Source organism: Bacteroidia bacterium, assembly GCA_037045145.1.
In the GTDB taxonomy this organism is placed as follows: Bacteria; Bacteroidota; Bacteroidia; order AKYH767-A; family OLB10; genus OLB10.
Map to the genome: position 1 here is coordinate 195,765 of JBAOIA010000011.1, position 22,761 is coordinate 218,525.

Sequence of the window (22,761 nt, forward strand, 5' to 3'; positions counted from 1 at the left end):
GAAACAAAACACGAAAAAGTAAAAATTACGAATACAATTTACTTGTTTCTTATGACAAAGTAAACATTTGTGCAAAGCTAATGTTTTTATATGCTTTTTTAATTTGAATCTTTTATTGGAAGTTACGCTAACGACATTGCCATTTTGAATTTTTCGGCAATGGTATCTTATAATGCATGGCTTGATTTGTTTTGGGATGGGAAAAAAGTATTTCAGTTGCTATCAAAGCAATGGCTCCTTGCTGATATTCAGTTGTTGCACCATAAAATGAATCGCCAACAACAGTTGCATTTCTTGAAGAAAATTGTACACGTATCTGATGGTAGCGACCGGTAATTAATTCAACTTTATAGAGAACCGCATTTGACCTTGTGTTACATACTTCTTTATACTTTAACTCTGCTCTGACAAAGCCTTCCTTCTTTCTATTTGAAAGAATTGCTTTTTTAAGTTTTGTGTGTTTCTGATGATAGTCTGTAAGTGTGCCTTCTGCAGTAGGTAAAGCATGTTCTGCTAGCACGTGATAAACCTTTGTGATACTCCTACTGTTAAACTGTTGGTTGAGATTTTGCAAAGCAGATTTTGTTTTTGCTATAATAATCAACCCTTCTGTCACACGGTCAATACGATGCGGAAAGCTGATGTAGTAGTTTTTGTTGGTTGGGAATTTTGTTTGAAGATGATTCAGAAACCAGCTTTGCAGCGAAGGATTTCCATAGTTATCATCTTCGACCATTAACCCTGCCGGCTTATGCAGCACGGCAAGGTAATAGTCTTCAAATAGGATTGATGGTAGCAACTGTTTATTTGTTTATTGAACAATAAACTTTGATGTCATTTTATATCCGTCACCATTGGTGAAATAAACAAAATATATTCCCGGTTTCAAATTTTCATTTCTGAATTCTAAAGCATTTGATTGCAGGTGTTCTTCTTTTAGTACACAGTTCCCCAGCACATCATAAATTAATATACTGCCATTATCAACTGTAAGGTCGCTACTTATTATTATTGTTGCCTCTTGGAAAACAGGATTTGGAAAAACAGATAGAGTAGATTCTGTTTCAAATACATTACTCTCTCCGGCTGTGCGACAAGGATTAACTTTAACCTGTACTAATGGAGACAGTTTGGAGCAACCATTACCGGTTTGGCGAACTCTGTATCCTCCTGCTGTATTTGCAGTATAAGAAGCACCTGTTTCACCGGTAATATCAACGCTGTTTTTAGTCCACTGATAAACTACACCCGGCCAAGAGTTAGTACTTAAAACAACATTCTGACCATTACAAATTGTTGTTGGACCCGATGCTGTAATTGCAGGTGTTGGGTTATTAATTACCGTCAAGACCAAATTAGCTGTTGTAACTGGACAAATACCATTTAAAGAAACTATAGCATAATAAGTACCTGCTGATGTAACATTACAAGATGGATTTACAGCACCATTTATGGCAACATTATTTCTATACCACTGATAAGTGTATATAGGATTTGAAGTAACCGATAAGTGGAAAACTTGTCCGGCACAGATTGTAGCTGTTCCTGAAGGAGAAATAACAGCAGAAACTGTAGCGCTGTTTACCGTCACAACATTGGACGTTGCATTACCACAAGGCGATGTCATATAAACTGAATAACTGCCTGCAGTGTTTACAGTCAAAGTCGGTGATGTTGCTCCGTTAATATCAACACCATTATTTTTCCATTGATAGGTGAAACCTGTGCCCGTACTTGCAGATAATACTACAGAAGCACCTGTACAAATTGTAACTGTTCCTGCAGGAAGCACCGATGCACTGAATGAACCAATTGATACCGGTATTGCATTGGAAATTGTTGTACCACATGATGCTGAAACCTTACATGAGTAACTGCCGCTGGAAGTTGCTGCATAAGTTGTACCTGTTGCATTGCTTATATCCACACCATTCTTTTGCCATTGATAAGAATAACCCGGAATAGGGTTCACCAGTGCCATATTTACTGTTCCGGTAGGTGAGCATAAAGTTGTCTGGTCGTTGGTGTTTATCTGAGCTGTTACACCTGTAGCCTTTTTAACACTAATTGTTTTTGATTTAACACAACCGTTTGCAGTTTCAATTACTCTATACCCACCTGCTTGTGTTGCATTATAAGTCTGTAAAGTGGCTCCGGGAATATCTACACTGTTAAACTGCCATTGATAATTTACGCCTGCAAAAGTATTGGCAGTGAGTGTAACATAGCCGGGTACACAAAACGAAAGTGATGTTGACGAACTAATGGATGGTGTTGGGTTATTAATAACACTAACCACAATTACATTTGAATTTCCTGAACAAGTACCTGTTACTTTACAATAATACTGTCCTGCACTGCTTGCATAATAATTCTGATTGACTGAAGTTCCTAAGGCAACATTATTTCTATACCACTGATAGGATGATGCCCCTGCAGGAGCAGATAGTTGAACATTGCTTCCGGCACAAATGTTTGTAGAACCATTAGCAGCAATTTGTGGTGATCCGGTGCCAAGCGTTAGTATTGATTGTGATGAAGTTGCTGAGCAACCTGCTAAAGTAACCACAACATCGTAATTGCCGGATACGGTGGCTGTATAATTATCGGCAGTGGCGCCTAAAATATTGTTGCTGTTAAGTCGCCATTGAAAGCTAAACCCTATACCTGTTCCGGCATTTAATAATTGTGATGAATTACATGTTGTAATATTTCCTGATGGTGTAATTGTTGCAACAGGTAGTGGGTTTACTGATGTTGTTGCGCTTGTGCTTCCTGTACATCCACTGGCATTAGTTACAGTTACTGTAAAAGTTCCTGCTGTTGATACATTGATTGATGACGTTGTTGCTCCGTTTGACCATAGATAGGCACTAAAGCCTGCACCGGCATTCAATGTTGTTGAACTGCCTAAGCAGAATGATGTTGCTCCGCTGATAGATGGTATAGGATTTGAATTAACTGTTGTTGTTGCACTAGTGCTTCCTGTACATCCACTGGCATTGGTTACAGTTACTGTAAAAGTTCCTGCTGTTGATACATTGATTGAAGATGTGGTTGCTCCGTTTGACCACAGATAGGCACTATATCCTGCACCGGCATTCAATGTTGTTGAACTGCCTAAGCAGAATGATGTTGCTCCGCTGATAGATGGTATAGGATTTGAATTAACTGTTGTTGTTGCACTAGTGCTTCCTGTACATCCACTGGCATTGGTTACAGTTACTGTAAAAGTTCCTGCTGTTGATACATTGATTGAAGATGTGGTTGCTCCGTTTGACCACAGATAGGCACTATATCCTGAACCGGCATTCAATGTTGTTGAACTGCCTACGCAAAATGATGTTGCTCCGCTTATTGATGGTGTTGGGTCTGTACTAACTGTTAAGTTACTATTGTTGTTGCTGCCAATTACTGAAGGATTAGAACTAATCACACGAATTCTGTATCCTGCTCCTGCTGCAGTACCTACAGGTATCTGACAATTAATTGTTCCGGCAGTGGTAGAAGTAAGCGTACCAATGTTCACAGGGCTGGCAAATGAACCGCTGGAATTTGAAAGTTGTGCTGTAAATATATTACCGGCATTGGCTGCCGCATCAACAGTGTAAGAAACATTTAACAATGTACCTTTACAAAAACTTAATGGTGAAACTGGTGATGTGGTTATTGTTGTTAACCCGGTTGAAGTTGTAATTGTAAAATTTGTATTACTGATGTCGAAGAAAATATTTCCAACCGCTTCAACTTTTACTCTTGCCGTTGTTGTTGAAATATTAGGAACTGTAATGGTCTGGCTTCCATCATTAGGAGTAGTGGCTAATAAAACTGTTGGGTAGGTATAACCACCATCAGTACTTAATGAAATTTTCACGTTAGCAGTATTGATACCACTTCCTGTTGTTCCACTAACATTCCAGGTTACTGTTTGTGTGCTATTGCCAGCCCAGGTTACAGCTGTGTTTGGCGCAGTAACTGCGAAAGCGCCACCTGCGTTAACAACTGTCACAATTAGGTTAGTGTCAGGATGCATGATGCCACCGCCACCGGTACGGCTGTCGCGTGCAGTTAGTCTGAATTTTAAAGTACGTGCCTGATTAGGTAGCAACTCTCCTACTGTTGTTGTGTTATTTACCACATCAGACATTTGCGGAAAGGTGCGTGATGGGCTTGTGGTAGGTGGAAAAGGACGAAACATTGGTGCCGTAGTTGACTGTACATTCCATGCACCCGCAGAACCCAAATCGCGTTCTTCCCAAGAATAAGTTAGTGCATCACCATTTGCATCAGTTGCAGCTCCTGTCAAAACAAATGGTGTGCTGATAGGAATTGAACAGTTATTACCCATATTGGTAACTACAGGCGCTGTATTTCCTGTAGAAGTTGTAACCGGACAGGAGTTTCCTCCTCCTGTATTTGAAAAAGTTATCATCTGATCAAGGCTGTAGCCATGAAAATAAGCTATACTGTGTGGTGCAAGATTATCGCTTCCGCAAATTCCGGCATAAGCCTGAATGGTAATGCCACTACCGGGTTCATAAGCTGCCGTAGAAGATCGGTTGCCATTGCAACTTCCTGTTGTGCTGTTAAAAGTATGATCACCTCCAAACTGATGACCCATTTCATGAGCTACATAATCAATATCAAATCCATCTCCTGAAGGAGCGCTATTTCCGGTTACACCTTTTGCTTTATTGGAACTGCTACATACACAGCCCAAATAAGCCACACCACCACCACCTGTGCTGAATACGTGACCTATATCGTAGTTTGAACTGCCAATTACATTATCACAAGTAGTTTGATTCTGGCTCAACATTGTTGAGCCATTGTTGTTGGTAAATGGATCCGTTGACGAATTGGTATAAACAATCAGGTTGTTGTTGGCAACCATGATCATGCGAATTGAAAGTTCTGATTCATACACACCATTTACACGATTCATTGTAGTAGCCATTCCTGCCATTGCACCCGATACGGTTCCTCCATAAAATGCTGCATACTCACCTGTACACGCTAATGCAAGCCTGTAGGTTCTTAGCAGTGTACCGTTGGTACGCTGCACTGTATTACTAACTGTATTTTGTATTTCCATTGCTGTTTCGTCAGCTAGAGAGCATTCAAAAGAGTTTTGTCTGACTAAATTTTTTCTCTCATAGCTCATGTAATAATTTACCGTATTTTGATTATAAGGATCAATATAGACATCGCCTTTTGAAGAACGAATCATGGCATGAAATCCAAATTGTGTTACATCCAATTTGATGGTTGATGTAACATCGTTAATGCCCTTACCGGTGTATGTCTTTATTTGTGGAAATTTGGCAGCCAAATCAGGGTGCATGATGTTATATTGAAAAATGCTGAAACGCTCAAAAGAGCCATCAGGCATTGGCACTTCAAGCATCAATCCGTTGGTAAGATTTGATGTTTGAGAAGGCTCCGGTTTTGCGGTATTTAAATACTGTTGTAATAAATTTAAATCGAGATTAAGTGCTCTGTAGCTTGAAGGTACAGTTAGTCGTTCACCGGAAACCGGAATAGAAGATACCTCACGCCAGAAATTTCTAGAATCCTGAGCGTTGAGGACATAGGTTGCTTGTATGATGAGCAATGCCGTCATCATTGTTTTGAAAATACCCTTCATTTGAAAATCGTTTTTTATTATACTTTGAAACAAAATTCCTTAAAAAAACCATTATTAGCAAAGGTCGAAGTAATAAATGCACAAAAAGAAGTATCGTATGCAAAATACATTAGTTGTTTTGGAGAAGTCAGGGGAATCAGAATAGCGTGCTTAGACATAACAATATAAAAACCTGCTGCCGAAAGAAAGATGTTAAACAAAAAAAATTATTTCCAGGCTTTTACGATGAGGCCGGTGCCCGTAGGATGTGTCATGTTTACATCAAAATAGTTTAACACAAAACAAATTGGATAAAACAACAGATAATAGAATGGTAAAACAACAAAAAAGGCTTTGGTATATCCCAATGCAGAGATAGGATATTTCATGGATAAGCGCCAGGATATTTTTCCAGGAGTACCGTAAGAATATTTTGCTTCGGCACGGCTAAAACCATTTCGTAGCAGCTTTGCTTTTATATCGTCAATATTATAGCCATCGCGAACATGCTCTTCGATGAAAGATTGCTGGTCATCACCATGAACATCACTACCGCCCTGATCGCTTGGTGTTGAAATGACTAACATGCCTCCGGTTTTAAGCGATGCCGAATAATTTCTGAACACCTGTTCATCTTCAAGAATGTGTTCCATTACATCAACACAAACAACAAGATCGTAAGTTGAAGGTGATTGGTATTTTGTTAAATCTTCTATACCAAATTGTACGTTCTTATATCCTGCTTTATGAAAAAATGCATTACAATCACTAACTTGTTCTTCTTTTACATCTACTGCATATATTTTCCAATTCTTATTTCGCGAAGCAAGCCAGTAGGTGTATTGTCCAAAACCCGATCCTGCATCTAAAATATTTGCATTATCACCATATAATTTTTCCCACTGCCTTAGCTCTTTATGAATATGCCAGGCACGCAAGAGAAGTAAATCGAGTAAACGGTAAAATGTTTTTCTTAAAAATGGTGATTTATTAAACACCTCACCCAGTGAGCGTTTTATAGGATCGTATTGCATTCAGTGTGTCAGTCTTCCTTTGGGTCGTTTTTATGAATTTCTTTAAACAACTGTTCAATATGCTCTGCATAGTCTAAGCTTTCATCATTAAAAAATTTGAGCTCCGGGATATGCCGTATTTGATTTCGGATTCTGTTGCCTAACTTTCTTCTGATGTCGTGCATCTTATGATTCAGGTTACTTACTATCTGTTCGGCATCTTTTTGCTTGAACAAACTTAAACGCACATAGGCAATACCAAGGTCTGGTGTTACTCTGACATTGGTAACAGTAACAAAAGCATTTCCATAAAACGAACTGCCTTCGAGCTGAAACAAACTACTGATTTCTTTTTGCAACATTCTTGAAATTTTCTGTTGCCTTGTGCTATCCATTAAATCATACTTAAATTAAACTTATTTGATTTCGCCAAGCTTGCTTGTGAGAAGCTGAATGGCAGTACGCTGACTGTCTATTTCACTCTTCTTCTTGTTCAGGTCATTTTCCTTTTTGTAAACATCGTCTTCTGCTTTTTTGATATTATCCTTATATTTTTCAATATCGCTGCGCAAAGTTTTAATATCTTTTTCTACAGAGCCTCTGTCGCTCTCCATCTTACCCAACAATTTTTCTGCATCTTTTAGTTGCGCCTGAACTGGTGCTTTTGTAGTTTCAACTGCAAAACTTTTTACCATCTGCTCTGCTGCTCCATACTTGGTGGCATCAACAGATGATGATAAATAAGCTCCTCCCAAATCAAAGGCAACCATCACTTTAACACTGTTGTCTGATTTGTTTTCTTCAAAACGAGCGTAAATGTCAACAGGATTGTTTCCCCAGTCTTTTATCAAAACATTGTCGGTAAAAGTTTCTTCTTTACCTGCTGTTACTTTTTTACTCTTTAAAGATTTCATATAGGTTGTCCAGCTATTGGTTACATCTTTAAGGCTGTTGTTAAAGCAAGTTGTAACAATTGCAGGCTGCTGTCCGGTAGAGAATGTTGATGTTTGCTCAGCTACAGTAAGAACTTGTGCCGAAGTAATTGTGTGCGCAAAAAACAATGCTGCCGCTAAAAATTTTTTCATACTTTTTTTGTTTAAAAATAATGATACAAAGGTAGTAAAAATGACACTTCGCACTGAAAGTACGGTGATTAAAATCATTAACCTCATTGAAACTGCTCTAAAGTTTATCAAGCCTCACTCTATAAGTATATCCTAACCTCACAAACCACGAATTTTGAATACTCATAGCGCTTTGTGAATCTATATTCCGATTCTTTGTTCCCAGAACAAACTTTCTGAAAACAGAATGTCCGGTTTCTAAAAACAATACATTGTTCTTCTTAATATAAAAATCTGCTGCAATTCTAAGCAAGTTGTCATTGGTTCTTAGGTAATAGCTGTCGTCCTTTCGGTAAGAAAGTGTTATGGTTTTAAGCGAAATTAAAAAATGTAATTTGTTGATGACGGCCTTATACTCTCCGTTGAGCGAAGCAGGAAGAATACCCCATAAATTCCATCGTGGTGTTATACGATAATCTATTCCGAGAAGTGGCAAAAAATAGGGACCGAAAAATTCACTATTATAATATATTCCAAGTTTGTAACTAATTCGTTCTGAAGGATGATAGGTTTGTAAAACCGCTCCTCCTATCTGATAGCTGTCTTTTTGTAACCAATATTTACTTTCAGAAATAGATTTTGGAATAAAAATAAAGGCTGTTTTAAAACGTTTGTTTTTCCACTCATGCTGCCATGTCAGTGTAAGCTGTCCACTCATATAATGTTTATCTTGCTGACGCAATCTGAAAACGAACCTGTCAAAAGAGGGATTAATGATAAAAATATTGTTACCGTTTTTTATAGGAAGCGTCAGGAAAAAATTGGTGTATTGAAGTGTTGAAGATTCATTGTTGGTGAATTTTAATGGACGATGATAACTATAGTTCAATGATGCAATGTCAATTAATGGCTGTGCCACTACCGACTGATTCAATACAAAAAGCAATAGAACTACAAGACGCATATTTATAGCTTATTTAATGCAAGATTAGCATTTGGGCTGCAAATTACCAACCTTTACAACCTGTTAATTTTTACTTTTGTTGTATATAATACTCAAACAATGTTTAGCATTTTTAAAAAAATATTGATTTTGCTTTTGTTGCCCTTCATTGCAAATGCACAATCGTTCAAAGCTTCCATTATTGCCGGTGTCAATGCATCACAAGTTTCCGGTGATGAATTAGGGGGGTTTAATAAAGCGGGAGTAATGTTCGGAGGCAGTACCTTTTTGTCTGTAACGCCAAAATCAGATGTTGCCATGGAGTTGTTGTTTATTCAGAAAGGAAGTAAAACTCCTACATCGAAAGACAACATCAATGCCGACTATTACAAAATGAGTTTAAATTATCTGGAAGTGCATTTTAATTATACTTATCATGCATCTAAAAAAATAGGATTACATGTTGGTCCTACCTTTGGTGTACTGGTAGGTGAGAAAGAAGAAGATATAGCAGGAGAGTTGACAGAAAGACCAGAGTTTGAAAAAACAGAACTAGGTGTTGCGGGTGGGCTATCATTTCACTTCAGCGAGAAAGTTGGTTTGTATATGCGCTTGTCAAATTCGCTGTTGCCCATTCGTAAAATGGGTGCAGACACACGTTATTTTAAAAGCGGACAATACAATAGCGGTTTGGCATTTTTTCTTACTTATACTTTTAGTTCAAAAGACAAACAAAAGCAATAATGAAAAATAAAATAGTAGTTGCCGTTTCCGGTGCCAGCGGTAGTATTTACGCATCAATGTTGTTTGATAAATTGTCAATGTTAAAAGAACAATTTTCAGATGTTGCAATAGTATTTTCAAAAAACGCAACAGCTGTGTGGCAACATGAATTAGGTAATGATTCATTTAAAACATTTTCTTTTAAAAGGTATGATACGATGGATTTCAATGCACCATTTGCATCTGGGTCAGCACAATATAATACTATGATTATTATTCCATGCAGCATGGGAACAATGGGAAGGATTGCTGCAGGAATTTCAAACGATCTGATAACACGCGCAGCAGATGTAATACTCAAGGAGCGCAGAAAACTTATTTTAGTTACACGTGATATGCCGTTGAATCTTATTCATATCAACAATATGAAAGCCATAACTGAAGCCGGAGGAATAATTTGCCCTGCATGTCCGTCTTTCTACAGCAAGCCGCAAACTATCAATGATGTGGCAGCAACAGTAGTTGACCGTGCGTTGGATCTTGCAGGATTTAGTTTAAACAGTTTCCGCTGGAATGAGTAAACAGCCTTCGGCATTTGATATGCTTTCCAATCTTATTTTCATCAGATTGCAGCAACTTAAACGCGAGTTGATTAGAACCGGATGGCTTTACAGTCTTATACTCTTAATCATTGTCGGGATTTTTGGATTTTTATTTTATCATTTGGTGCAAACACAAATTCATAGTTTTTATTTATCGGCTTTATTGATTATAACTGTGTATGCTATTCATAGTACCAGAAATGATTTGACATTTATCAAACAACAATTATGGAATCCGTATTTTATCCTGACATCTGAATACCTCTTGTTGACTCTTCCGGTTTTTATCTTGTTATTTGTAAAAGGTTTTTTTGCATCAGGATGCATAATAATTGCAGGTTGTCTCTTAGTAGCTTTAACTGTTCCCGGAAATTCAACAACCTTACTTTTTCCAAAACTTACAAGATGGATACCTTCAGGAATGTTTGAATGGAGGAGCGGTATTCGTAACTCTAAAGGTATTGCCGCAGTCTTTATTATTGGTTTGTATGCGTCCTGTTTTTTAAAGTTTTTTCCATTAATATTCCTGTGGTTAATCACCATATCAGTTGCCGGGTTTTATCAATTTGGAGAACCATTGTCACTTCTCTATTTACATGAAAATGCCAAACAACTGCTAAGAAGTAAAATTATTAGTTCTTTGTCACTTTACTTAAAGATAACTTTTATTCCGGTATTGGCGAATATATTTTTTCATCCTCAAATTTGGTGGGTTAACATACTGATTTATTCTTTATACACACTTGTTGTTATTTGTGCAGTGTTGATTAAATATGCTGTTTACAAACCCAATGAAAAACTAACAGCAGGAAGTATGTTGCTATCTATAGTTTCTATTTCACCGGCTCTTCCATTCACCATTCCTTTTCCCATAGTTGTTGCAACTATAAAGTATAAAAGCGCTCTTCAAAACTTAGATTACTACTTTCATGATCAGCATCAATAATCTGAAAATTTCTTTTGATAAACAACAGGTGATTAATATTGAAAAATATTATTTTAATACAGGAAAAACACTTGGTATTATTGGTCTTAATGGTGCCGGAAAAACAACTTTTTTTAATGCCGTATGCAAGTATTTAAAGCGTGATGTACAAGCCGTTTTGTTAAACGATAAACCATTTGAGCGTTGTGATGCAGCCTATCTGGAAACAACAAACTACTTTTATAATAACATTACTGCCGAAGAATATCTTTCGCTTTTTCCATCCAATAATTTACTTTTCAATAAAAAGAATTTGATTGAACTGCTTCAGTTAAAATCCAATGAGTTGATTGATACTTTCTCTACAGGCATGAAAAAGAAGCTGGCTTTGATTGCAATTATCTGTCAGGACAAACCGGTGTATATTTTAGACGAGCCTTTTAACGGATTGGATTTAGAATCGAATAAAATTCTGGAAATGCTGATTCAAAAACTAGCTGAAAATGGTAAAACAATATTTCTCTCATCACACATTCTTTCCCCATTGACATCATTGTGTGCTGAAATTCATTTGATTCAAAATGGACGTTTTGAAAAACAATTTCAGCCTGAACAGTTTAACGAAATTGAAAATGTATTATTTTCTAATCTCACCGAGAAGGTCAATTCAATTCTAAAAAAGTAATTTAGACAGTTACTTTCTCAAATGCTGCTTTAATTAATTGTTGTTGTTCTTCATCATGAGCACTGTGTGATCCAGTTGCAGGACTGGCACTTTCAACACGTGCAATAAGTCTGATGTTCAAATCCGGCATCATCCGTTTTATAAAACTCCATGCACCCATATTATCAGGTTCTTCCTGCAGCCAGATAATGTCATCTGCTTTTGAATATTTCCTTAGCAGTTTTTCAACCTGCTGATGTGGGAAAGGATAAAGCTGCTCAATTCTGATTAAAGCTATGTCAGAAATTTTTTCTTCTGTGCGATGCTGTAATAGGTCAAAATACACTTTACCTGTACAAAAGATTACACGCGAAACCTCATTAGCCTTAACTGTATCATCAATTACTTCACTGAATATTTTATCCGTAAAATCACTGATGGTAGAAACACAAAGCGGATGACGAAGCAAACTCTTTGGTGTAAATACAATCAAAGGTTTTCTAAAAGACCATTTAAGTTGACGTCTTAAAGCGTGGAAAAAATTAGCAGGTGAAGTACAGTTGGTAACAACCATATTATATTCTGCGCTTAGCGTAAGAAAACGCTCCATACGTGCGCTGCTATGTTCGGCACCTTGTCCTTCATAACCATGAGGCAGCAACATTACCAATCCATTCATACGATTCCACTTGTCCTCTGCGCTGCTCAGATACTGATCAATAATTATTTGTGCACCATTTCCAAAATCGCCAAACTGTGCTTCCCACAAAACCAAACTGTTGGGTGATGTAAATGCATAACCATATTCAAATCCTAAAACACCATACTCCGACAACAGCGAGTTGTAAATGTAATATCGTGCTTGCTTGTCTGAAATATGATTGAGTGGTGTATATTGCTCTTCAGAATCTTCAACACGAACAACAGCATGTCGGTGTGAGAATGTGCCGCGTTCACAGTCTTGTCCGCTCAAACGAACAGGAAACCCTTCATAAAGTAAGGTTCCATAAGCTAATAGTTCACCCATTGCCCAATCCAACCTGCCATCACCTTTTAACATTTCTTTTCTTTCACTGAAAAGTCGTGTTATCTTATTAAAAAACTTTTTATCTGCCGGAAGATCTGTAATTTTTTCTGCAATTGATAATAATACCTGTGACTTAACTGTTGTATCCGGAGACTGAACAAAATCTTCAGGAGTTGAAAAGCGGAGTTTACTCCATGCACCATCTTTAAAGTTAGGAACTTTTGTTTTCTCAACTTTTTTGGCAACACTTAATTTTTCTTCAAGCAATGCTTTGAATGATTTTTCCATCTCCTTCACCAGGTTTGTTTCTATCTCGCCTTGTGAAAGTAATTTCTGAATATAAATTTCTCTTGGGTTTGGATGTGAAGCAATGGCCTTATACAAAAGTGGTTGCGTGAAACGTGGTTCATCACCTTCGTTGTGCCCATATTTTCTGTAGCAAAGAATATCAATGAAAACATCACGATGATATTTCTGACGATATTCCATCGCCAATTTCACTGTGTAAATGAGCGCTTCAACATCATCGCCATTGACATGAAACACTGGTGACAAAGTTACTTTTGCAACATCGGTACAATAGGTACTTGATCGTGCATCAATATAATTAGTTGTAAAACCTACCTGATTGTTTATAATAAGATGTATAGTTCCTCCCGTAGAATAACCCTTGAGTAATGACATCTGAATAACTTCATAAACCACACCTTGTGCTGCTATCGCAGCATCACCATGAATCAAAATCGGTGCAATATCATCTGTTGTTCCCCCTTGAGCATCAATTTTTGAACGAACTATTCCTTGTACCAATGCATCTACTGCTTCGAGATGCGAAGGGTTTGGTGTTAATGAAATATGTACTTTCTTGCCATCATAAGTTTCAACATCTCCAGAATAGCCAAGATGATATTTTACATCACCACCAAAGGCATTATCTTCAAAAGCTTTTCCTTCAAACTCAGTAAAAATTTCATCATAGCCTTTATTGAGAATATTTGCAAGTACATTCAGGCGGCCTCTATGTGCCATGCCTATAACAAATTCTTTGATGCCCATTTTGGCACCAAATTCAATTACTGCATCGAGTGCAGGAATAGTTGTTTCGGCACCTTCGAGTGAAAAACGTTTCTGTCCAGCAAACTTTACATGTAAAAAATTTTCGAATGCAACAGCTTCGTTCAGCTTATTCAGAATTTTTCTTTTATCATCAATAGTAAACTCAAGGCTGTTTTTGCAGCTCTCCATTTTTTGTTCAAACCATTTTACTACTTCCGGGCTTCTGATATACTTATACTCCACACCAACACTGCGGCAATACGTGTCGCGTAGGTGTGCGATAATATCTGATAATGATGCTTTGCCAATTCCAATTTGATGACCTGCCTGAAAAAGCGTAGGCAGATCACTCTCAGACAATCCAAAATGCTGAATATCTAATGTAGGTTGATATTTCCTGCGCTCACGAACAGGATTGGTATCTGTAAATAAGTGTCCACGTTTGCGATAATCACTAATTAATCGCAATACCATAAACTCCTTTTCTATATGTGCTGCATTTGCTGCCGATACAACATTGCCACCATCAGGCGATTGGCTTTTCCTTGCCAGTTCAAATCCATCAAAAAAAGTCCGCCAGGTATGATCTATTGACTGCGGGTCTTTAAGATATGAGTTATAAAGTGCTTCTATCGCTACCGGATCAGCATTACCGAGGTAAGTACGTTTCTTTTCCACATTAAAAAATAACTGAATTCAGCGCACAAAGGTAGTCAATTTGCCGGTGTAAAAACTGATTTTGGTTAGCTCAATAGCCATTCTGTATTTAAAAACTCATCAATTAAACAGTTCGGTTAGTATATCAACACTTTGCAAACGAAAACCATCCGGAAGATGCAGTTGATAATATTGCAACAAAACATTCATTAAATCTGTTCGCTGTTTATGATTAAATTGTGGATTATTGATTGATGAATTAAGACATCGATGTAATAAAAACGAAGTTGATGAATCAATGACATAGAGATGTGACGAGTTTTTTGAACTAAAATTACCCTCCTTCAAGTCAAAACAAAATTGTTCCTCATAATTATCTGTAGGTCCAAAACCGAGAAATGCAGAAAGCTTTATCATAAAAAAAAGATGAAAATCAGGGTTGGCTGTTAATGAATTATCGAGTTGAACTATGCTATCAAACAAAAATCTGAAAAGTGCAGGATTAGCCTCTTCTTCACGAATAGTACGGTATAGCAATTCTGCCATAAAAATTGACTGTGTGCTTTTGGTAATATCAAAGGGAATAGTGATAAAGCGGTTTGCAAAAGCCAGATTCTTTATGCGTTGAAGTCCTTTGTCCGGACGATGATAAACAACAAGCTGCAGTAAGCATAAAGGTTGAAAAAATACACTCTTGCTTTTTGCCTTTGAAGAACGCACACCATTAACCAGATAGGTCTGTATGCCAAATTTTTCTGTATAAATTTTAGCAATAACAGATGAATCGCCATAGGGCGACATGTTCAAAACAATTCCGTCTGTGTTATGCAAGGCTGACATTCCGTTTTTTCTGTTCTGCGTATTTTGCTGCAAATTTATGACATGATTCTGACGATTCAGCATAAATATAAAAACAGTTTTAACACTGCATAAATACAATGAAATTGACATTTAAAAATAATTTACGATATTTTTGTCGTAAATAAAAAACTTCCTACTTTTGTACCCTGAAAAAACGCAACAATGTTTTCTAAAGCCTGCGAGCATGGCATAAAGGCCATAATATATATAGCAACACAATCCATGGATGGAAAGCGCGTAAAAATTGGTGATGTTGTAGAAAATTCCGGATCACCTGAAGCTTTTACTGCAAAAGTTCTGGGCTCATTAACCAAGTATCATATCGTAAATTCCTATACAGGACCTAACGGGGGATTTTTTATTGATGTTAAGGACATGAAAAAAATAAAAATGAGCGACATCGTCAATGCCATTGATGGAGATTCATTATATAATGGCTGTGGTATGGGACTGAGTGAATGTAGTAAAGCACAGCCCTGCCCTATGCACGATAAATTTATTAAAGTCAGAAAAGAAATAAAAGAAATGTTAACTACAACTACTGTTTACGATTTGGCATTAGGACTAAAGTCCGGAAAAACAGTTTTAATGAGATAATAAATTTATTTAAATCAGAAATATTCAATAGACAATAAAAAACACAAAACAATGGAGACTACAGAAATATGGCTACCATCGCTAATCACAAAAACACCTCAGGAGGGAAGAGAATTAGCAATTAAAATGGCAAGAAAATCAATTGCAGCAATACAAACAAATCCGGAGGTAAGAAAAAAACTACGTGACGATTATGCATCCGACACAAAACAACTGATAGCTTCTGCTAATGTAATAGCACTAGAATTTCAGACTGTGGCAGCAGCAAATAATTATTGGAAGTAATTCTTTACATTTTACTAATGAGCATTACAATTAAAAGATTTACATTAAAGTTAAAACAAACTAATTTTCAGTAATGGTGATGAAAGATATTGAAAACATAAACGATATACAATTATTGGTGGATGGCTTCTATAGTAAAATTCGCAATGACGAACAATTAGGTTCTATTTTTAATGGTATTATAAAAAACAGATGGCCCGAACATCTTGAAAAGATGTATCGCTTTTGGCAAACAATTCTATTAGATGATCAAACTTACTTTGGCAGTCCATTTGTTCCACATGCTAAAATGCCGGTAGATAAAAGTCATTTTGAGCAATGGATAAAACTATTTTCCGAAACTGTTGATGAAAACTTTGCTGGTGAAAAAGCAGAACAAGCCAAATGGCAAGGTCAGCGAATGGCAGATATGTTTCATTACAAGATTGAATATATTAAAAACAGTTCCACTACTCCACTATAATGACTGTTGTACATCTGCCCATAGCCTTAATTGCATCCACACTATGGATTGGATTTGTTAGTGCAATAAGTTTTATGGAAGCCTGGCTAAAATTCAGAGCACCGGGAATTACTATACCCTTAGGTTTAGGTATTGGCAGGTTAGTTTTCAATGCACTCAACAAAATTGAATGGGTTCTTGCAACATTAATTATCTGTAATCTTATTTTAGCTAAAGAACAATTTATCAATCCCGTCAATGGAGGGCAGGGAATATTTTATCTTATTCCGTTACTTATATTATTATTTTAGACACTTTGGCTTTTGCCACAACTTGATGCCCGAGCACAAATGCAAATAAACGGTAAGCCGGTTTTGCCTTCTAAACTTCATTTTTACTATGCAGGACTTGAAGTGGTTAAAGTGGTATTTTTAGCAACATTTATTTTAACACTCTTTAAAAACATAACAACATGAACAATGAAAAACTAATTAATGAAATTGAAAATAAATATCAGCAAACAGGTGAAAATTCAGAAACCTATCTGAAAGGACTTTTACATGCAAAACCCATTACCTATTGGGACTATGTAGAAGTTGAAACACTTTTATCGCTGCAAAGACCCAGAACGAATTTCAAAGACGAAGAAATTTTTGTGATGTATCATCAGGTCACAGAGCTTGTATTGAAAATGATGGTACATGAAATAAAACAAATGGTTTTTGATCCATTTGCAGAACACATTTGGATTGATAAAATCAACCGCCTCAACCGTTATACATCCATGCTGATAACCTCCTTTGATGTTATGAAATATGGAATGAACTATGATGATTACAATACTTTCAGAAGTACACTGGCTCCTGCAAGTGGATTTCAATCGGCACAATTCCGATTCATTGAAATTTACCTGACACGATTGGAAAATTTAATGAATGAAGAAGGAAGAAAAAGATTAGGAAACAATCCATCAATAGAAGATTATTTTGAACATATCTATTGGAAAGATGCAGGTATAGACCGTAAGACAGGAAAAAAATCTATGACTTTAAAACTGTTTGAAGAAAAATATTTAGCAAGCTTCATTGCACTAGCAAAAAAAGTAGAAGGCAACACTATAGAAGATAAAGTGATGCAAATGGGAAATTGTTCTGATGCGCTTAAAACGAAGTTAAAAGAATTTGATCACATGTATAATGTAGCCTGGCCAATAGTTCATCTTGAAACAGCACAGCATTATCTCGATTTAAAAGGAGAAAACAAAGCTGCTACCGGTGGAAGCGAATGGAAAAAGTATTTACATCCAAAATATCAACAAAGAAAATTCTTCCCTTCATTATGGACGAAAGAAGAAATTGCAAACTGGGGAAGCAACGAATTTCAAACTACAACGAATAACAAATCATAATAATAGCACCGTTTTGATTCTAAAAGCAACTTGTTTGCTTTAATATCTGAAAAAAACTTTACCATTTTCAGATATCCTCTCACCCAACACCTGCACTGTCAAATAGATTCAGAACTTGTGGTTATTATTTATTAATTATTAAAGATCATAAAATAAATAATCATGGATACTAAAGATATACAGAAAGCACATGGCCACTGGATATTGGCCAAAATGGGTAAAAGGGTGTTACGCCCCGGTGGTAAAGAACTTACCAAGAAATTAATTGATAGCTTAGCTTTTAACGCTTCAGATGACGTAGTTGAGTTTGCTCCCGGAATGGGATTTACAGCATCTCTTACACTTGCGCACAAACTACATTCGTATGTTGGTATAGATGCTGATGAAGATATTGTGAGAATGTTAAGTAAAAAACTACAAAGTGCGCAAGCATCTTTTAATCTCGGAAATGCATCTCAAACAAATCTCAAAAGCGCATCAAAGGATAAAGTTTATGGAGAAGCTATGCTAACCATGCATGCCGATCATAGAAAGTCTGAAATTATCAGAGAAGCACATCGCATTCTCAAAAAAGGAGGCTGGTATGCCATTCATGAATTAGGTCTTACCAATGTAGATGAAACATTAAAAAGCAAAATTCAAAGAGATTTGGCTTTATCAATAAAAGTTAATGCCCGTCCACTCACTGAAAACGAATGGAAACATTTGCTGGAACAGGAAGGTTTTACTGTAAAAAAAGTTATGACCAACGGCATGCACCTTCTTGAAATGAATCGGATAATAGATGATGAAGGTTTGATAGGAGCTGCAAAAATCAGTTGGAACATTCTCACGCATCCAAAAGCAAGAAAAAGAATTCTTGAAATGAGAAAAGTATTCAAACAGTATCAAAATCACATGAATGCAATTGCAATAATTGCTGAAAAACTTTAAAAATAAAAATTATGCAAATCACAAAAGACACTATTGTTGGCGACTTGGTTGCTAAAGACTACCGAACAGCAACAGTTTTTAAACAAAACGGTATAGATTTTTGTTGTAATGGTAATCGCACACTCGAAGAGGTGTGCAAACAAAAAGAAATGTCTGTAACAAACATCATTGGTGAACTAAATCAGGTTTCGCAGCAAATATCAGCAGCACAGACTGATTTTAATTCCTGGCCATTGGATTTACTTGCCGACTACATTGAGAAAAAACATCATCGTTATGTAGAAGAAAAAATTCAGGAGATAAAACCCTATTTAGATAAAATTTGCAAAGTACATGGTGAACATCATCCGGAGTTGTATGAAATCAACCAACTTTTTAACGATTCTGCGGGCGAGTTAGCCATGCACATGAAAAAAGAAGAGTTGATTCTATTTCCGGCAGTAAGAAGAATGGTGAAAGCACAAATGCAAAAAACAACACCTGAAAGACCACAGTTTGGATCGGTAAATAATCCGATTAAAATGATGATGCATGAACATAATAACGAAGGTGAGCGTTTCAGAAAAATTGAGGAGTTAAGCAACAAATACAATCCACCACAGGACGCTTGCAACACATACAGAGTATCGTTTGCCATGCTCAAAGAATTTGAAGATGACTTGCACTTGCATATTCATCTCGAAAATAATATCCTTTTTCCAAAGGCATTAGAACTTGAAAAACACATATATCATGAGTGAGCCGATAAAAAGAAATGAAGCACTTAAGCCAATAAGTCGCGATCATCATCACGCCCTCTTGCTGGGCTGGAAAATCAGACAGGGAATAAAGAATAAAATACCTGCCGAAAGAATTAAAAAATATGTTGATTGGTTTTGGTCAAGTTATCTTGAAAATCATTTTGAGTTGGAAGAAAATAACTTGTATCCGGTATTAGGAAGCGATCATGCAAGCATTAAAAAAGCTATGCAGCATCATGAAAAGCTTAGGAATCTTTTTCTTAGTAAAGAACAAACCATTCAACAATTGGATGAATTACAAAACGAACTTGACAGGCACATTCGTTTTGAAGAAAGAGAGTTGTTTAATGAAATTCAAAATGCAGCATCGGCAAAACAATTACAAGACATGGCTGCAGTGCACAATGAACCATTTCATGACAACTACAGTGATGAGTTTTGGGTGGCTAAAAAATAGTTTTCTAATATTTCAGACCAAGGGCATTAAATCACATTGTGATGTTTAACGCAACATCAGTTTTTTAAAGAGCTTTTATATGAATATTCCTGATCTGAAAATTCCACGTGTTGTTATAATCGGTTGCGGCTTCGGTGGATTACAATTAGCCAAATCACTCCGCAATGCTCGTGTGCAAATAGTGATGTTTGACACAAACAACTATCATACTTTTCAACCTCTACTTTATCAGGTTGCCACTTCGGGTTTGGAGCCCGATTCTATTGCCTATCCCATCCGAAAAATTTTTAAGAAACAAAAAAACTTTCTTTTTCGTTGGGGAAAGGTAGAAAATATAATTCCTGAAAAAAACACCGTTCAAACTACAGTTGGGGAAATAACTTACGACTATCTGGTAATTGCTACCGGAACAACAACTAATTATTTTGGTAATGCTGACATAGCTCAACATGCCATGCCAATGAAATCCGTCATTGAAGCAATTAACCTCCGTAGTTTAATACTTCAAAATTTTGAACAGGCATTGCTCACGCAAAGTTTAAAAGAGCAAGAGGCTTTAATGACATTCACCGTTGTTGGTGGTGGCCCAACAGGTGTTGAACTTGCAGGGGCCTTGTGTGAGTTAAAAAAACATGTGCTGCCAAACGACTACCCCGAACTTGATTTCAGAAAAATGCGTGTGCTGCTTATTGAAGGCACAAACACTGTTCTGCAGGCAATGAGTAAGGTAAACCAGCATCGTGCATTAAAATATTTAGAAGAGTTAGGATGTGAAGTTTGGCTGGAAACACAGGTGTCGTCTTATAATGGCGAAGAAGTAGTTTTTAAAAACAATAAAGTATTGCCAAGTAAAAATCTTCTTTGGGCTGCAGGAATTAAAGGCGTTACAATTTCCGGCTTAAGTGACGATGCCCTTAATAATCGGGGGCGATATATTGTTGACGAATATTGTAAGATAAAAGGTTATGAAAATATATTTGCTATTGGTGACGTTGCAAGTATGACTACTACAAACCTTGCTAACGGACATCCACAGGTGGCACCGGTTGCAATTCAGATGGCACAATTGCTTGCTGAAAACATACAGCAGGAGATAAGGCAACAGCCGATTAAAAAATTCAAATATTTTGACAAAGGCACAATGGCAACCGTTGGAAGAAACAGAGCGGTAACAGAATCTTTCAATATTCGTTTTGGAGGTTTTGCAGGATGGATGGTGTGGATGGCATTACATTTAATGCTGCTTGTCGGATTTCGAAACAAGGTGGTGGTATTCATTAACTGGTTGTGGAACTATATTAACTATGACAGAAATATCAGATTGATTATTCCTCCTTATAAGAGGAAATAGTTTCTGATTAAATCTATAATAATTCTAAAGGAAGGAAATCTAACTTCGTAAATACGGTAACCGAAGTGTATTTCAATTACTCTTCAAATTCAACCGTAGTATTTAACTTTTGTGATAGTAGCTTTAACAAGTTTGATTTAAGCGCATCATTATTGATTTTTTCAATAACATCACTGGCAAATGCATAATTCAGTAAAGCTCGTGCATCGCGTTCACCAATACCACGCGAACGAAAATAAAACAATGCATCATCATCCAGCTGACCTGTGGTTGCGCCATGTGAGCATTTTACATCATCTGCAAAAATTTCTAATTGTGGCTTAGCATTCATCACGGCAGTATTACTCAACAATACATTCTTACTGCTTTGAAAAGCATTGGTCTTCTGTGCATCTTTTCGAACAAAAATCTTTCCGTTAAAAACCCCTTGTGAATGGTCGTCCAAAATATTTTTGTACAACTGATTACTTTCACAGTTTGGACTTGCATGGTCCACCACTGTATGATTATCCACCACCTGATAGCCATCAGCAACAGTGAGTCCATTCAGATGCGCACAGGCATTGGGTTCACTTAAAATAATTTCAAGGTTGTTGCGAACTAAAGCACCGCCCATTGTTACAGTAAATATATCAAATACAGCATTGCGTTGTACACGGGCATAAACTCTGTTAATATGGTTGGCATTACTGTTTTCATTCTGTTTGATGTCGAATTCAACAACTGCATTTTCACCTATAAGAAATTCTGTCACCGTATTTGTGAGTGATGGGAAATTATTGAGTGAATGATAAGTTGCTATTACCTGAAATGTTGAATTTTTTCCGGCAACAACTATACATTTAGGGTGTGCTGCAACAGCTTCTACTTGCGAATCGTTAACATGAAGAAGATGAATAGCCATTGGCATACGGCAATCATCAGGAACATGAATCATGATACCGCCCTGATGAAAAGCAGTATTCAAAGCATGAAAAGGTTCGTCTTCCGAATTACGCAAAGTCTCTAAATACAGCTCTGCTTCTCTGCTTTCGAGCGAATAAATACTGAAAGGGTGTTTGTGGCTTTGATGTCCGGAAAACTCAGAACAATAACGTCCATTCATAAAAACCAAATTCACAGTATCGCTGCCTGCATCGTTGAATTGCTCAAGGTCTGAAGCTTTCAATTGTGATACTACCACACGGTGATTGTATTTTGTCTCACTGATAGGTTTCAGGTTAAGATACTTCCACTCTTCATGTTTTGAATCAGGAAATCCTTTCTCTAAAAATTTATTTAATGCTTCGAGCCGCAATTTTTGCAGCCCGTCAAAGGGAATATTCTCTTCGGCAATGCTTGTTTCGTTAGTCACAGAAAGTGTATCAACAGATGAGTTCACAATAAT

Annotated in this window: 22 protein-coding genes; 13 read left to right on the forward strand and 9 right to left on the reverse strand. The window is 36.7% G+C overall.

Features of this window, described 5'->3' with window-relative positions; translation table 11 throughout:
* Window positions 1-127: 127 nt before the first annotated feature.
* The 6 genes from V9G42_01820 to V9G42_01845 all read right to left on the reverse strand — a co-directional run bounded on the left by V9G42_01820 (window position 128) and on the right by V9G42_01845 (window position 8,667).
* Window positions 128-799 (reverse strand): RluA family pseudouridine synthase, encoded by a 672-nt coding sequence (locus V9G42_01820; protein MEI2758151.1) that lies wholly within the window; start codon window positions 797-799, stop codon window positions 128-130.
* Window positions 800-811: 12 nt separating this feature from the next.
* On the reverse strand, window positions 812-5,647 hold the full coding sequence (locus V9G42_01825) for a reprolysin-like metallopeptidase (GenBank protein ID MEI2758152.1): 4,836 nt from the start codon (window positions 5,645-5,647) through the stop codon (window positions 812-814).
* 206 nt (window positions 5,648-5,853) lie between these two features.
* Entirely contained in the window at window positions 5,854-6,660 is an 807-nt protein-coding gene (locus V9G42_01830) for a class I SAM-dependent methyltransferase (protein MEI2758153.1), read from the reverse strand.
* An 8-nt stretch (window positions 6,661-6,668) separates the two neighbouring features.
* Window positions 6,669-7,034, reverse strand: a complete 366-nt coding sequence (rbfA, locus tag V9G42_01835; protein MEI2758154.1) for a 30S ribosome-binding factor RbfA — start codon at window positions 7,032-7,034, stop codon at window positions 6,669-6,671.
* A gap of 21 nt (window positions 7,035-7,055) precedes the next feature.
* On the reverse strand, window positions 7,056-7,724 hold the full coding sequence (locus V9G42_01840) for a hypothetical protein (protein ID MEI2758155.1): 669 nt from the start codon (window positions 7,722-7,724) through the stop codon (window positions 7,056-7,058).
* 97 nt (window positions 7,725-7,821) lie between these two features.
* Window positions 7,822-8,667, reverse strand: coding sequence for a DUF6268 family outer membrane beta-barrel protein (locus V9G42_01845; GenBank protein MEI2758156.1), 846 nt, complete (start codon window positions 8,665-8,667; stop codon window positions 7,822-7,824).
* A 99-nt stretch (window positions 8,668-8,766) separates the two neighbouring features.
* Here V9G42_01845 and V9G42_01850 point away from each other — a divergent pair, with 99 nt between their 5' ends.
* The 4 genes from V9G42_01850 to V9G42_01865 are packed head-to-tail and all read left to right on the forward strand — an operon-like array spanning window position 8,767 to window position 11,581.
* Window positions 8,767-9,390, forward strand: a complete 624-nt coding sequence (locus tag V9G42_01850) for an outer membrane beta-barrel protein (protein ID MEI2758157.1) — start codon at window positions 8,767-8,769, stop codon at window positions 9,388-9,390.
* Window positions 9,390-9,950: a UbiX family flavin prenyltransferase gene (locus V9G42_01855; protein MEI2758158.1), complete on the forward strand. Its 561-nt coding sequence runs from the start codon at window positions 9,390-9,392 to the stop codon at window positions 9,948-9,950. Before V9G42_01850 ends, V9G42_01855 begins: the two co-directional genes overlap by 1 nt.
* Window positions 9,943-10,917 (forward strand): hypothetical protein, encoded by a 975-nt coding sequence (locus V9G42_01860; GenBank protein ID MEI2758159.1) that lies wholly within the window; start codon window positions 9,943-9,945, stop codon window positions 10,915-10,917. The genes V9G42_01855 and V9G42_01860 overlap by 8 nt, the downstream gene beginning before the upstream one ends.
* Complete coding sequence (locus V9G42_01865) at window positions 10,901-11,581, forward strand: ATP-binding cassette domain-containing protein (protein MEI2758160.1); 681 nt, start codon at window positions 10,901-10,903, stop codon at window positions 11,579-11,581. Before V9G42_01860 ends, V9G42_01865 begins: the two co-directional genes overlap by 17 nt.
* 1 nt (window position 11,582) lies before the next feature.
* On the opposite strand, the gene V9G42_01870 is transcribed toward V9G42_01865, so the two are convergent.
* Both V9G42_01870 and recO read right to left on the reverse strand, forming a co-directional pair.
* Window positions 11,583-14,321 (reverse strand): 2-oxoglutarate dehydrogenase E1 component, encoded by a 2,739-nt coding sequence (locus V9G42_01870; protein ID MEI2758161.1) that lies wholly within the window; start codon window positions 14,319-14,321, stop codon window positions 11,583-11,585.
* 99 nt (window positions 14,322-14,420) lie between these two features.
* Window positions 14,421-15,203 carry a DNA repair protein RecO gene (gene recO, locus V9G42_01875; GenBank protein ID MEI2758162.1) on the reverse strand — a complete coding sequence of 261 codons (783 nt, stop codon included), beginning with the start codon at window positions 15,201-15,203 and terminating at the stop codon, window positions 14,421-14,423.
* A gap of 120 nt (window positions 15,204-15,323) precedes the next feature.
* Between recO and V9G42_01880 the strand changes: the two genes are divergently transcribed.
* The 9 genes from V9G42_01880 (at window position 15,324) to V9G42_01920 (ending at window position 21,374) form a co-directional block, all read left to right on the forward strand.
* Window positions 15,324-15,758: an Rrf2 family transcriptional regulator gene (locus V9G42_01880; protein ID MEI2758163.1), complete on the forward strand. Its 435-nt coding sequence runs from the start codon at window positions 15,324-15,326 to the stop codon at window positions 15,756-15,758.
* Window positions 15,759-15,809: 51 nt separating this feature from the next.
* Window positions 15,810-16,043: a hexameric tyrosine-coordinated heme protein gene (locus V9G42_01885; GenBank protein ID MEI2758164.1), complete on the forward strand. Its 234-nt coding sequence runs from the start codon at window positions 15,810-15,812 to the stop codon at window positions 16,041-16,043.
* A gap of 73 nt (window positions 16,044-16,116) precedes the next feature.
* On the forward strand, window positions 16,117-16,506 hold the full coding sequence (locus tag V9G42_01890; GenBank protein ID MEI2758165.1) for a group III truncated hemoglobin: 390 nt from the start codon (window positions 16,117-16,119) through the stop codon (window positions 16,504-16,506).
* Window positions 16,506-16,796, forward strand: coding sequence for a hypothetical protein (locus V9G42_01895; protein MEI2758166.1), 291 nt, complete (start codon window positions 16,506-16,508; stop codon window positions 16,794-16,796). The genes V9G42_01890 and V9G42_01895 overlap by 1 nt, the downstream gene beginning before the upstream one ends.
* A 161-nt stretch (window positions 16,797-16,957) precedes the next feature.
* Window positions 16,958-17,893, forward strand: a complete 936-nt coding sequence (locus V9G42_01900) for a tryptophan 2,3-dioxygenase family protein (GenBank protein ID MEI2758167.1) — start codon at window positions 16,958-16,960, stop codon at window positions 17,891-17,893.
* A gap of 162 nt (window positions 17,894-18,055) precedes the next feature.
* The gene (locus tag V9G42_01905; protein ID MEI2758168.1) at window positions 18,056-18,826 is read left to right on the forward strand and encodes a methyltransferase domain-containing protein; all 771 of its coding nucleotides are present in this window, start codon (window positions 18,056-18,058) and stop codon (window positions 18,824-18,826) included.
* An 11-nt stretch (window positions 18,827-18,837) separates the two neighbouring features.
* Entirely contained in the window at window positions 18,838-19,566 is a 729-nt protein-coding gene (gene ric, locus V9G42_01910; GenBank protein ID MEI2758169.1) for an iron-sulfur cluster repair di-iron protein, read from the forward strand.
* A complete protein-coding gene (locus V9G42_01915) occupies window positions 19,559-20,023 on the forward strand; it encodes a hemerythrin domain-containing protein (GenBank protein ID MEI2758170.1) in 465 nt (154 codons plus the stop codon). Before ric ends, V9G42_01915 begins: the two co-directional genes overlap by 8 nt.
* A 79-nt stretch (window positions 20,024-20,102) precedes the next feature.
* Complete coding sequence (locus V9G42_01920; GenBank protein MEI2758171.1) at window positions 20,103-21,374, forward strand: NAD(P)/FAD-dependent oxidoreductase; 1,272 nt, start codon at window positions 20,103-20,105, stop codon at window positions 21,372-21,374.
* 76 nt (window positions 21,375-21,450) lie between these two features.
* Here V9G42_01920 and sufD read toward each other — a convergent pair whose 3' ends face one another.
* Window positions 21,451-22,755, reverse strand: a complete 1,305-nt coding sequence (gene sufD / locus V9G42_01925) for a Fe-S cluster assembly protein SufD (protein ID MEI2758172.1) — start codon at window positions 22,753-22,755, stop codon at window positions 21,451-21,453.
* Between the last annotated feature and the right edge of the window lie 6 nt (window positions 22,756-22,761).